This window comes from Cryobacterium sp. TMT2-17-1, assembly GCF_004402765.1.
Lineage (GTDB): Bacteria > Actinomycetota > Actinomycetes > Actinomycetales > Microbacteriaceae > Cryobacterium > Cryobacterium sandaracinum.
This window is the reverse complement of sequence record NZ_SOGC01000004.1, coordinates 24,466-36,513: the sequence shown is the minus strand read 5'-3', so window position 1 is coordinate 36,513 and position 12,048 is coordinate 24,466. Positions and strand designations below refer to the sequence as shown.

The window sequence follows — 12,048 nt, the reverse complement described above, 5'->3', positions numbered from 1 at the left end:
GTTTTCCTGCCCCTTGAGTTTCTGTTCCTAGACAGTCAGAAACCTAGACAGGAAGCGGCGTGCGGCCGTTAAGGCGCTCCGAAACACCCACAGATGAAGCAGGAGAGCCGAGATTTTGCCCGGAAGACAGGTTTTCGGCCCCAAACCAGCTGTTATCGGCAAAATCTCCGTCGAATCGGTTCACGCACCGGGCACGCACCGGGCCGCACCGAGACAGCCGCGCGGCACGAGCGCCCGCGCTAGTGTCCTCGACCCGAGACCACGTCCGCGACCGACGCGATCGGCGATGTCGTCCGCCGCCGGGTCAGCTCGGCATGGTCGGCCAGCGAGTAGGCGCGGTAGAGCGCGTGCACGGCGAGCCAGCGCAGCGGCTCCGGCTCCCAGTTACGCACCCGGTGGTTCACCCACGGCAGCCGGGTGCGGCCTGTGTCGTTGCCGAGGATCAGGTCGGTCAGCGTGCGCCCGGCGAGGTTCGTCGTCGCCACCCCGGTGCCCACATAGCCACCGGCCCAGGCCAGCCCGGTCGCCGGGTCCAGCCCCACGGTCGCCGCCCAGTCGCGCGGCACGCCGAGCACCCCCGACCAGGCGTGGTCGATCTGCGCGCCAGCCGTCACTGGGAAGAACCGGGTCAGGATGCCTCGCAGCGCCTCCACCGTGCTCGCCGGAGTCCGCCCGTCGGAATCCGTCTGCGACCCGAACCGGTACGGCACGCCCCTACCGCCGATCGCGATGCGGTCGTCAATGGTGCGCTGCGCGTACATATAGGCGTGCGCCATGTCACCGAGGGTCTCCCGGCCCGCCCAGCCGATGCTCTGCCAGACGTCCGAGCTGAGCGGCGCGGTCGCGATCAGCGACGAGTTCATCGGCAGCCACGCCCGGTGCAGTCCCTTCAGGCCCGCCGTGAACCCCTCCGTCGCGCGCACCACGAACTCCGCCTCCACGGCGCCGCGGTCGGTGATCGCCCGGTGCGGCATGATCTCGCTGACCCGGGTATTCTCGAAGATCTCCACGCCGAGGCCCTCCACCACCCGGGCAAGCCCGGCCGCGAGTTTGGCGGGGTTGATGCGCGCGCAGTGCGGGTGCCACATCGCCCCGGTGGCACCGGCCACGTCGATACGGGCGCGCGCAGCCGCCGGGGAGAGGAGTTCGACATCCGTCATGTCCCAGGCCTGCTCCGACCGAGCGGATGCCTCCAGCCTTCGTTGCTGCGGCTGGTCGTAGGCCACGGTGAACTCGCCGCCCTTGACGATGTCGGCATCGACGCCCTCGGCCTCGGCGACCCGAATCACCTCGTCCACGGTCTCGTTCATGCCGGTCTGGAACCGGGCCGCCGCGTCCCGGCCGTGCGACTTCACGTACTGCTCGCGGCCGCCGGTGACCGAGTTGGTCAGCCAGCCGCCGTTCCGCCCTGACGCTCCGTAGCCGGCGAAGCGCTGCTCCACAATCACGATCCGAAGCGCCGGGGCCGCCTTCTTCAGGTAATAGGCCGTCCACAGCCCGGTATAGCCGGCACCCACGATGCACACATCGGCCGTCGTCGGCCCGGGCAGCGGGTCGCGGTTGGCCGGCCGGCCGAGCTGGTTCCACCAGAAGGAGACATCACCATTGATCATTCCCGCACCGCTTTCGTTCCGACGGATGTTTCGCGCTCAGTCACAGCATCATCTCGCATCCGGCTCGATCGGGCGGCAATCCCGATCCCCCCTGCCGGGATTCGCGTCGCGAGGATGGTACGCCGTTGCGCGGATGGCACGCCACGCGCGTAGCGGCGCACCACCCGCGCCGCGGCCGCAGCTATGCGCACGGGCATCCGCCTGGCACGTCGGAAGGTCGAGTGCGTCTCAGGACGCCAGCCGGTCCTCCATCCCCCAGGGCTGGCCGTAGCCGCCCTCGGTTTCGGGCGCGCTCATCAGGTCGAGGAACACCTTCGCATCGAAGGCCTCCGGGCCGAGCACGCCGATGCCGGTCCAGGTGCCAGCAGTTCCAGGGCGATCACCGGGTTCAGGGCGGTCTGCCAAACCACGCACTGGGTGTCGTATTCGCGCATCGTCCACTCGTTTTCGGCGACGTGGTAGAGGTAGACCTCGCGCGGCAGGCCGCCCGGACCCGTGCCGGTGACCCACACTCCCGCGCAGGTTTTGCCGGTCATCCGCGGGCCGATCGTGGCCGGGTCAGGCAGGCAGGCGGCCACCACATCGCGTGGGGCGACCAGCGCCGGGCCGGACGCGCTGCGCACCCGCACCGGGTCGACCCGGTCGAGGCCGAGCAGGTGCAGGGTCTTCAACACGCCGATGAATTCCTCACCGAGGCCGTACTTGAAGGTGACCCGATTCGCGTCGAGCCAGCGCGGCATCAGCACCACCTCCTCGTGCTCCACGTTCACGCATTCGACCCGGCCGATGCCCTCCGGAAAGTCGAACATCTCCGGTTCACTGAACGGCTCGGTGGTGAACCAGCCGCGGTCCTTCTCGAAGTTCAGCGGCGGGTTCAGGCACTCCTCGATCGTGGTCCAGATGCTGAATGATGGCGCGAAGATCTCGTTACCGGCGTCGTCGTGCACGACCAGGTTGGCACCGTCGCGCGTGCCGAGCTCCTCGATCTGCCGAAACAGGTGGTCCGAGGCGTAGCGGGCGAAGACATCCGAGAGCCCCGGCTCGACGCCCATGCCCACCAGGGCAAGGCGGCCGGCGGTCTCCCAGTCGGCGGCCTGCGCGAACTGGTCGTCGCCGAGCATGACCCCGGTCTGGCGGTAGGGGTCCGTGGGGTGCGGTTCGGACAGGCTCACGGCCATGTCGAGGTAGTCACAGCCGGCAGCGAGCGCCCCGGCGAACACCGTGGGCACGAACTTCGGCTCGACCGCGTTCATCACGTGGGTGGCGCCGTGCCTGAGCGCGACGGCGGCGACCATGTCCGGGTCGCCGGCGTCGATCTGCTCGGCGGAGAACCGGGCTGCCGCCGCGTGCCCGTGCTTCAGGCCGATTGCGACGATGGTGCGTTCCGCCCGGGCCAGGTCGTAGTCGCACACGATGACGTGCTCGAAGAACGTGCGCCCGGCGATGATCTTCGCGAACGCGTCTCCTACGCCGCCCGCCCCGACAAGGAGGATTCTCATGCGTCGACGCTACCCCGGGGCATCCGTTACCGATGCGGCTGCCGATGCGGCTGCCGACGCGCCCGTGCGCACGCGCGTCCGTGCGCCCGTGCGCTCGCGCGTCCGTGCGCCCGTGCGCTCCGCCCGAACCAATTCGACGGAGATTTTGCCCAAAACGCGCGATTTTGCCCCGATTAAGGGCTCTACGCGGAATTTCTCCGTCGAATTCGCAAGGGCGACGGATGCTGCGCCGCCAACTCGCGCTCTCCCTGGAGCTTCGCGGCGACCGGGGCCCAGAGCAGCACGGCGACGGACGCACCGAGCAGCAGCCCGCCGATCGTATCCGTGAGCCAGTGTGCGCCCAGATAGGTGCGGCTGACCATCATCAGAACCGTGTAGAGGGTGCCGGCCAGCCAAACCCAGACGCGCGGGAAGAGGATGCCGAGACAAACCGCCATGGTCGCCGCATTGGCGACATGGCCGGACGGAAAGGATCCGAAATCTGACATGACCAGCATGTCTTCCGGCCTATCCCGACCGAACAGTGATTTGAGTACCTGCACCAGTCCCGAGCTCACGATCGTGGCAACCACGAAGTAGCCGGCCGCCCACGGCCGTTTGAGCAGCAGCAGCGCCACCAGAATCAGCACCGGGATCACGATCACGCCGGCGATTCCGGCACCGAGGTAGTTCATCGTGAGCGAGAGATACTCCCAGACGGGCGCCCGGTGCTCGAGGATCTCATCCATCCACTCGGCGTCGATCTCCAGCGGGCGGCCGTTGCCGCGCAGCACGATCAGGGCGCCGAGCCCCACGGCCAGCAACAGCGCTGCGGACCCGCTGACCAGAGGCCACCGGCGGGCGATGCGTCGGGTGGCGGAGGTGGCTGCGGTCTCGGGGGCGCGCTCGCTCATCATCTGTCCATGCTAGATCGGTGCGGGCGTGCGGCTTCCCGCCCTGGCCATTTGCCGCGCATCTCCGGGGGCTTACTCAGGAGATCTGCGAAGCCGGTGGCGACGGATGCCGGAATCACGCGGCATCCGTCGTCACCTCGGCCACACCATCGGAAATCTCCTGAGTTAGCCACCGGCGGCAACTGACGACTGACGACTGACGACTGACCACTGACCACTGACCGGAGGCTGAAGGATGCCGTTACCCGGCGCCCATCTGGCCTCAGTGCTCCAGCGCGGGCACCGACCGGGGGCGCACGATGAGCCACAGGGCGAAGATCGACACGATGGCGGTGACGCCCATCACGGCGCCCATCGGAACCGCTGTCCCGACGCCGAGCACGCCGACGATCGGGGAGATCAGTCCGGCGACGCCGAAGTTCGCGGCGCCGAGCAGCGACGCGGCGGTTCCGGCCTCATGCGCGTGCGCGTTCAGGGCGATGACCTGCACGCTGGGGAGGGTGAAACCGCAAGCCGCGATGAAGAACCACAGCGGCACCAGGGTGCCCCAGAGTCCCGCGCCGGCGAGGTCGAGCAGCACGATGGCCGCGGCCGTGATCAGGAGCACCACGGTGGACACCGAGATGATCCACTGCGGGCCGATGTTGAAGCGGTGCATGAGTCGGGAGCTGAGCTGCACACCCATCACGATGCCGAGCGAGTTGACGGCGAAGAGCACGCCGTACTGCTGCGGGCTGAAATCGTAGACCTGCTGGAACAGGAACGACGACGCCGAGAGGTAGGAGAAAAGACCCGTAAAGGTCATCGCCCCGATGATCGCGACGCCGACGAAGATCCGGTCGCTGAGCACCGCACGGTAGCGCTGACCGAGGGAACTGTGCCCCTTGGTGTGGCGCTCAGCATCCGGCAGAGTCTCGACGATCCAGAACGCGACGGCCAGGATCACGACCGCACCGTAGGCGGCGAGCACCCAGAAGATGCCGCGCCAGCTCATCACCAGCAGCAGCTGCGAGCCGATGACCGGGGCCAGCACGGGGGCCAGGCCGCTGATCAGCGCGAGGCGGGAAAGCATCTTCACGAGCGGCTTGCCGCCGAACAGGTCGCGCACCATCGCCAGGGCGACGACCGCGCCGGCCGCGGCGCCGAAGCCCTGCAGCAGACGGAAGACCCCGAGCCAGACGATGTCCTGGGAGAGGGCGGCGCCGACACTCGCCAGAATGTGGAAGCCGGTCGCGAGCATCAGCGGCAGGCGACGCCCGACCTTGTCACTCCACGGGCCGACCACAAGCTGGCCGAACCCGAACCCGATCATGGTGCCGGTGAGGGTCAGCTGGATGGCGGCCGCCGATACGCCGAACTCACGCTCCAGGGTCGGGAACGCCGGCAGGTACAGGTCGATCGTGAACGGGCCGAGCGCCGTGAGGGCGCCGAGCACGATGATGTAGACGAGGCGCTGGCCGCGGGAGAGGGCGTCCCCGGGATGCTTCGCGGCCGACCTCAGGTCGGCAGCGGTAATGACGGTGATGGCGGCGGTGCTCACGAAAGTGTTGATCCTCGGTATCGATGGGGCTCTGCGTGCTGGTCTGATTTCGTTAGCGGCACCGCATCACGGGCGTCAGCACCAGCAGCGGAACACGGAACCGCCCTCACTGACAAGGCAACCACACCGGCACCTATTCCCCCATTCACAGAACGCCGCGGAAGTTGCAGAAATCCGCCCGATCGTGCACCGGTCCACTGCCGGAAGCTGGGACCTACTCCGGGCCCTCGTCCTCGAGCGCCTGCGGCAGGTCCCGGTGATACAGAGTCGCGATCGGGCGGATGCCCCGGGCCGGCAGCCCGTCGACGAGACGCCCAGAGAACGCCAGCCCCTTCTCGTTCGCCGGACCGCGGCCGGTCGGCTGGATGCGGGACCACGCAATCGAGGACCGGTAGGCGTGCAGACCGAGCGACACCATCAGATCGAGGTCTTCGTCGAGGCAGTGGCAGTGGCAGTGGCAGTGGCAGTGGTCGGAGGCTACGTCGCCGGTGTCGCCGTTCAGATCCTTGCCGGGGGTGCGGCTGAGGGTGTCCCAGATCGACGGGCCGCGGCCGTCCTCGTTGAAGGCACCCTCGATCTGGCTGCTCGCGGTGGCAAACCGAAAAGGAACCCCTCGGGGAAAACGAGTCCGGGGTCGCGGTAGTCAGCATTTCCACTGGTCATCAGGGTGAGTGTCGCCGTTCCGAAAACGGATGCCGCGGTGCCGGCGCCCGGCCGCCGAGCTCGGAACGGTGTCGGCGAACCGTTGTGCACCGTGAGGGGCTCCGCCCGGCCGCCGGACTCGACCGGTCGGGGACCGTGACGGTCTCGGCCGGACCGTCCACCGGGTTCGCGACCTCGATCGTACGCACAGCCGGGCCGCCCAGGAAAACGGGGATCGGCGTGTCAGCCAGGTCACCCGCGTACTCGGGGTGGCCGGCCACGGGAACCGGGCGCAGCGGTGTGGCTAACTCAGGAGAATCGACGGATGCCGCGATCCGGGCCCCGGATTCCCGCGGCGCCCAGCCGCCGGCATCCGTTTTCTCCTGAATTAGCCCCAACCACCGCGGATCGACCGCGCGGGCGACGACTCGGTTCTCCGCACGGCGCTCACAGCCCCCTCACAGCCCCGCTGCACCTCCCCCGGAGACGGACCCTCTAACCTTGGAGCTACCTGCCAGTCGCAACGAAACGGTGCATTAGTTCATGAGTAATGTCTACGGCAAACCTGTCCCCCCCAAGAAGGATCGCCGCGAGATGGCGCGTGAAAGCGCCCGCCAGCTCCGCGAGGAGCAGCAGAAAAAGGAGAAGCGCAACCGCTGGCTTCTGCGCGGCGGCATCAGCGCCGGCCTGATCGCGGCTGCCGTGGTCGTGGCCCTCGTCGTGGTCGGCAGCCAGGGACCTGCGGCGCCGGGCCCGCTCAACATGGCCAGCGACGGCGTGCTGCTCGGCGGCGACGGCACCAACATCGTCCCGGTCGAGACCGTCTCCGTGGCCGCCGACGAGAACCCCATCGCAACCGACCCGACAACCCTCGGCGACACCGCCAACATCGTGGTCTACGCGGACTATCTCTGCCCCTTCTGCGGCCAGTTCGAAACCACGAACGGCGAGCAGATCGCCGGCTGGGTCGCCGCGGGCACCGCCACGCTCGAGCTGCACCCGATCTCAATCCTCGATCCGGTTTCGGCCGGTAGCAAGTACCCGACCCGCGCCGCGGCCGCCGTCGCGTGCGTCGCCAACTATGAGCCCGAGAACGTGCTCGCCCTGAACGCGGCCCTGTTCGCGAACCAGCCCGCGGAGAACACCGAGGGCCTGACCGACGAAGACCTGGTCAGCCTGGCCACGAGTGCGGGCGTCACCGACGAGAAGGTCGCCACCTGCATCACGGAGAACACCTTCGCCGCCTGGGTCGGCACCGCCACTAAACGCGCCCTCGACGGCCCTCTCCCCAACGCCGACATCGAGCAGGTCAAGGGCACGCCCACCGTGCTCGTCAACGGCGTCTCCTACCCCGGCGCCCTCGACGACCCGGCCGCCTTCGAGGCCTTCGTCACAGCGCAGGCCACCGCCGAGTAGCGCCTGGGGTTCGGGGCACCGCGAGGTGCCCCAGCCTCACTCCCGACGCCCCGGCCTCACCCCCGGCGCCGCCCCGCCCCCACGTGCAGTCGCGATCGTCTCTCGCACGAAGGACTACCATGCAGATCCACGGACAGACCGTCGACGCCCAGACCCGCTGCGTGCACTACCGTTCCGCGCTCGACGTCGTGGCGATCAGATTCTTCTGCTGCGGGCGCTTCTACCCGTGCTACCAGTGCCACTCCGCCGGTGAAACCCATGTCGCCCGGCTCTGGCCGGCCGACCTCTGGGCCGAGCACGCCATCCTCTGCGGAGTCTGCCGCGGCACACTCTCGATCGCCGACTACCGGGCAACTACCGCGTGCCCTGCGTGCGGCGCCGCCTTCAACGACGGATGCCGCGCTCACGCCCATCTCTACTTCGACCTCCCGGCAACGCCGGCCTGAGCCGCTGCCGCACGAGCCCACAACCCACGGCAACCCCCACCATCGCAACCGCCACCGCCACCGCTACCGCCACCCACTTCGGCACCCAGGATCCCGGGTGGGAACCAATTCGACGGAGATTTTGCTCCCCGAAGGCCGGTTTCGACGATTTCGGGGGTGAATCGGCAAAATCTCCGTCGAATTCGTTCAGGGCGGATACTGCGGGCCAAGCAGGACAATGCCGCAGAACTGAACCGGCGAGGCGGCCTGAGCCGGGCACTGGCCGGCCTGAGCCGGGCACTGGCCGGCCTGAGCCGGGCACTGGCCGGCCTGAGCCAGGCCTTCCACCCCCGCACGGGCTCCAGCCGGCACGCAGCGACCCCCGCGCAGACCGCGCGAACCGCGCAACCGGCGCAACCCGAGCATTCCGAGGAACTTGCGCGCCCCTCGCGACTACATCGGGCCGGCGCGCTCCGACAGCCAGGCGTACGGATCCGTCGGGGTGATCCCGTCGATCAGGATCTCGAAATGCAGGTGCGGGCCGGTGCTCTCGCCGGTGCTGCCCACGTTGCCCAGGTGCGTGCCCACGCCCACGGACTGTCCCGCGGAGACCTGCAGCGAGCCGGCCTGGAAGTGCGCATAGACGCTGCTGACGAGCTGTCCATCGACGGTGTGGTCGACGATCGCGTAGACGCCGAAGCCGCCGTTGTCCGTGGCGGAGACTTCACGCACGACGCCGTCCGCAACCGCCTGGGCAGGTGCACCCTCGCCGGGAAGCATATCGAGCCCCTTATGGAACGTCGAGCAGCCCCCGCAGGGTGCATCGCGCGCACCATAGGGATCGGAGAGGCGAATCGAGCCCGGGAAGGGCCACTGCACGGCTGCACCAGCGGCGGCCGGAGCGGCCGCATCGTCGGCACTCGGAACCGCAGCAGGGGCGGCAGGTATGGGTTCGGGCTTCGGCGCATCAGTGACCGTGAAACCGTCGCGCTGCACGGTGGCGGTGGCCGCCGCACTCGGCATCAGGCTCTGTAGCGACGCTTCGGCGGCGGAGGCATCAGGGGCGGCGGCAGCACGCGCGGCGGGATCGGACTCGGCGGCATGCGCTGAGCCATCCGCGAAGGCCCGCACCGAATCTTCCACGGCGGCCGGCGGCAGCCAGCCGTAGACATCGAGTTCCGAGGCCTGTGCGGGAATGCCGAGGACCACCGTGAGCAGTCCGGCGAAAAGCATCGCGAATCCGCCGGCGGCGGCCTGACGCGGGATCAGGGTGAATCTGGTGAGCCTGGGCAACCTGTTGAGCCTAGGCGTCTGCATAGGCACCTTCCGCCGAAACGCGGCGGGCAGGGAACAGGAGAAAAATGGGCATGGTGAGAGCTCTCGTCGGCGCGGTTACGCGGTTCGGGTGAGGGGGGCCGGAACCTCACTCAGACGGAGAATGCGCTCACAGCGCAGAGCAGTCCCACGGGGAACGACGCTCCCTCGGAGGAAGTGTCCAAGTGCGCCGCACGACGTGGGGCTTCGCGCACAAGTATTGAGGATATCTCGGTATCCTGATAAAGCAATGGGCTTGCGCAGTTCGGTCACGGATGTTCCGGCCGGCGGCCCAGGATCGACGCCACGCGCGATCGCCCGAAAGCTCAACCCTTCAGTCTAGCCCGCACGCGCAGCACCGCAAACTCAGCACAGCAACCTCGGAGCCGCAAACTCTGCTCCGCAACCGCAGAGCAGCACCCGCAGAGCCACAAACGCAGAGCCACAAACGCAGAGCCACAAATTCAGAGCCCGAGCACCCGATCCGCCAGCGTGCCGAGCGCGCCCGGCACGAGCCGGTAGTACGCCCAGGTGCCACGCTTGTCGCGGGTCAGGATACCGGCATCCACCAGCACTTTGAGGTGGTGTGACACGGTGGGCTGACTGAGCCCGAGGGGTTCGGTGAGGTCGCAGACGCAGGCCTCCATATCGTCGTGCGCGGCCACCAGCGAGACCAGACGCAATCGGGCCGGGTCGGCCACGGCCTTCAGCAACCGGGCGAGCCGCTCCGCCTCATCGGCGCCGATCGCTTCGCGCGCGGCAGGGGCGCAGCAGGCAGCGGCCGCGCCAGCGGCATCCGTCGTGCCATCTGCGACATCCGAAGCAACCGCGCCATCCGTCACGAGATCCACGGCGACCGCAGCGGTCGACGCCTCAGGCACGGCACGGGTCTCGGTGAACGACATCTGAACAGTATCTCCCATAAATTGACATCCATCGATGCATTGGGGAAGACTCCCTATCGACACCTCTGATTTTATGTCCCACCCGCCGATTTTTGTCTTACCTGCTCACGGAGCCACATGCCCTTCCCCGAATCGACCACCTCCCGCCCCACCGCCCCGCCCAACGTGCAGCCGGCTGCCGCGCAAAACGCCATCGCCCCGGCGCGGCTCGGGGCCGTCGACCGTCTCCTGCCGGTCTGGATCCTCGCGGCAATGGCCCTGGGCCTGCTACTGGCGGTCGTCGCACCCGGCGTCGGCGACCTGCTCGCTGCGTTCACGATCGGCTCGGTCAGCGTGCCCATCGCGATCGGGCTGCTCGTGATGATGTACCCGGTGCTGGCCAAGGTTCGCTACACGGATGCCCGCGCAGTCGCCCGCGACCGCCGCCTCCTGGTCTCCTCGCTGGTGCTGAACTGGCTGCTGGGGCCCGCCCTGATGTTCGCCCTTGCCTGGATCTTCCTGCCGGACCTGCCCGAATACCGCACCGGCCTCATTATCGTGGGCCTTGCCCGCTGCATCGCCATGGTGCTGATCTGGAACGATCTGGCCTGCGGCGACCGCGAGGCCGCCGCCTTCCTGGTGGCCCTCAACTCCGTCTTCCAGGTCATCGCGTTCGCCGCGCTGGGCTGGTTCTACCTCCAGGTGCTCCCCGCCTGGCTCGGCCTGTCTACCACGAGCGCGGAGTTCTCGATCTGGGCGATCACCGTCAGCGTGCTCGTCTTCCTCGGCATTCCCCTGCTGGCCGGCTACCTGTCCCGCCGGGTCGGCGAGGCCACCCGCGGCCGCGACTGGTACGAGAGCCGGTTCCTGCCGAAAATCAGCCCGTTCGCCCTCTACGGGCTGCTGTTCACGATCGCGCTGCTCTTCGCCCTGCAGGGCCGCCAGGTGATCGACCGCCCGTTCGACGTGGCCCTGATCGCCCTGCCGCTGCTGGTCTACTTCGCTGTCATGTTCGCCGCCGGATTCGCCACCGGCAAGCTCACCGGGCTCTCCTACGAGCGCACCACGACCTTGGCGTTCACCGCCGCGGGCAACAATTTCGAGCTGGCGATCGCGGTGGCCATCGGCACCTTCGGCGCCACCAGCGGCCAGGCCCTGGCGGGCATCGTGGGCCCTCTGATCGAGGTGCCGGCGCTCGTCGCCCTCGTCTATGTGGCGCTGTGGCTGCGGCCACGGCTGTTCTCAGGGGCCGCGGCGCAGGCATCCGCCGCAGCCGACACCGCCGTAACCGACACCGACGTCACCGCCGTCACCGACGTCACCGCCGACCCGCTTCCCGACCGGGTCTGATCTCTGTACACCGCCCCGCCGTCCACCCCCCGAAAATCAAGAAGGAACCACCGATCATGACCGCTAAGCCCACCGTTCTCTTCGTCTGTGTGCACAACGCGGGCCGCTCTCAGATGGCCGCCGGCTACATGACCGCCCTGTCCGAGGGCCGTGTCGAGGTGCTCTCTGCCGGCTCCGCGCCCAAGGACCAGATCAACCCCGTCGCGATCGAGGCCATGGCCGAGGAAGGCATCGACATCGCCAACAATGTGCCGAAGGTCCTCACCACCGAGGCCGTGAAGGAGTCGGACGTCGTCATCACCATGGGCTGCGGCGACACCTGCCCGATCTTCCCCGGCAAGCGCTACGAGGACTGGGAACTCGCCGACCCGGCCGGCCAGGGCATCGAGTCCGTGCGTCCGATCCGCGACGAGATCAAGGCCCGCATCCAGGGCCTGCTCGCCGAAATCCTCCCCGCCCAGGTCTAGGTCCG

At 68.4% G+C, this 12,048-nt stretch carries 10 protein-coding genes and 2 pseudogenes; 4 read left to right on the top strand and 8 right to left on the bottom strand.

What is annotated here, in order from left to right:
• Positions 1–239: 239 nt before the first annotated feature.
• The 6 genes and pseudogenes from E3O47_RS00860 to E3O47_RS00835 form a co-directional block, all read right to left on the bottom strand.
• On the bottom strand, positions 240–1,613 hold the full coding sequence (locus E3O47_RS00860; protein WP_134415054.1) for an FAD-binding oxidoreductase: 1,374 nt from the start codon (positions 1,611–1,613) through the stop codon (positions 240–242).
• Positions 1,614–1,841: 228 nt separating this feature from the next.
• Positions 1,842–3,112: pseudogene (locus E3O47_RS00855) on the bottom strand (saccharopine dehydrogenase C-terminal domain-containing protein).
• A gap of 182 nt (positions 3,113–3,294) precedes the next feature.
• Positions 3,295–4,008, bottom strand: a complete 714-nt coding sequence (locus E3O47_RS00850) for a phosphatase PAP2 family protein (RefSeq protein ID WP_233191097.1) — start codon at positions 4,006–4,008, stop codon at positions 3,295–3,297.
• 259 nt (positions 4,009–4,267) lie between these two features.
• On the bottom strand, positions 4,268–5,545 hold the full coding sequence (locus E3O47_RS00845) for a multidrug effflux MFS transporter (protein ID WP_241976767.1): 1,278 nt from the start codon (positions 5,543–5,545) through the stop codon (positions 4,268–4,270).
• 223 nt (positions 5,546–5,768) lie between these two features.
• Positions 5,769–6,208 (bottom strand): annotated as a pseudogene (locus E3O47_RS00840) (family 1 glycosylhydrolase); the annotation flags it as partial.
• The gene (locus E3O47_RS00835; RefSeq protein ID WP_134419322.1) at positions 6,208–6,585 is read right to left on the bottom strand and encodes a hypothetical protein; all 378 of its coding nucleotides are present in this window, start codon (positions 6,583–6,585) and stop codon (positions 6,208–6,210) included. The gene E3O47_RS00835 and the pseudogene E3O47_RS00840, both read right to left, overlap by 1 nt.
• 196 nt (positions 6,586–6,781) lie before the next feature.
• Here E3O47_RS00835 and E3O47_RS00830 point away from each other — a divergent pair, with 196 nt between their 5' ends.
• Complete coding sequence (locus tag E3O47_RS00830; protein ID WP_166785296.1) at positions 6,782–7,603, top strand: thioredoxin domain-containing protein; 822 nt, start codon at positions 6,782–6,784, stop codon at positions 7,601–7,603.
• 119 nt (positions 7,604–7,722) lie between these two features.
• Positions 7,723–8,049 carry a CHY zinc finger protein gene (locus tag E3O47_RS00825; protein WP_134342265.1) on the top strand — a complete coding sequence of 109 codons (327 nt, stop codon included), beginning with the start codon at positions 7,723–7,725 and terminating at the stop codon, positions 8,047–8,049.
• A 432-nt stretch (positions 8,050–8,481) separates the two neighbouring features.
• On the opposite strand, the gene E3O47_RS00820 is transcribed toward E3O47_RS00825, so the two are convergent.
• Positions 8,482–9,321: a M23 family metallopeptidase gene (locus E3O47_RS00820; RefSeq protein ID WP_241986032.1), complete on the bottom strand. Its 840-nt coding sequence runs from the start codon at positions 9,319–9,321 to the stop codon at positions 8,482–8,484.
• 485 nt (positions 9,322–9,806) lie between these two features.
• The gene (locus E3O47_RS00815; protein WP_233191100.1) at positions 9,807–10,184 is read right to left on the bottom strand and encodes a metalloregulator ArsR/SmtB family transcription factor; all 378 of its coding nucleotides are present in this window, start codon (positions 10,182–10,184) and stop codon (positions 9,807–9,809) included.
• Positions 10,185–10,364: 180 nt separating this feature from the next.
• Between E3O47_RS00815 and arsB the strand changes: the two genes are divergently transcribed.
• Positions 10,365–11,576, top strand: a complete 1,212-nt coding sequence (arsB, locus tag E3O47_RS00810; protein ID WP_134419319.1) for an ACR3 family arsenite efflux transporter — start codon at positions 10,365–10,367, stop codon at positions 11,574–11,576.
• 56 nt (positions 11,577–11,632) lie between these two features.
• Positions 11,633–12,043 carry an arsenate reductase ArsC gene (locus E3O47_RS00805; RefSeq protein ID WP_104099282.1) on the top strand — a complete coding sequence of 137 codons (411 nt, stop codon included), beginning with the start codon at positions 11,633–11,635 and terminating at the stop codon, positions 12,041–12,043.
• Positions 12,044–12,048 lie beyond the last annotated feature (5 nt).

Bases quoted from the DNA above. Each gene is read 5' to 3' on its own strand.
- E3O47_RS00860 (WP_134415054.1), bottom strand. From the start codon at position 1,613: ATGATCAATGGTGATGTCTCCTTCTGGTGGAACCAGCTCGGCCGGCCG.
- E3O47_RS00850 (WP_233191097.1), bottom strand. From the start codon at position 4,008: ATGATGAGCGAGCGCGCCCCCGAGACCGCAGCCACCTCCGCCACCCGA.
- E3O47_RS00830 (WP_166785296.1), top strand. From the start codon at position 6,782: ATGGCGCGTGAAAGCGCCCGCCAGCTCCGCGAGGAGCAGCAGAAAAAG.
- E3O47_RS00825 (WP_134342265.1), top strand. From the start codon at position 7,723: ATGCAGATCCACGGACAGACCGTCGACGCCCAGACCCGCTGCGTGCAC.
- arsB (WP_134419319.1), top strand. From the start codon at position 10,365: ATGCCCTTCCCCGAATCGACCACCTCCCGCCCCACCGCCCCGCCCAAC.
- E3O47_RS00805 (WP_104099282.1), top strand. From the start codon at position 11,633: ATGACCGCTAAGCCCACCGTTCTCTTCGTCTGTGTGCACAACGCGGGC.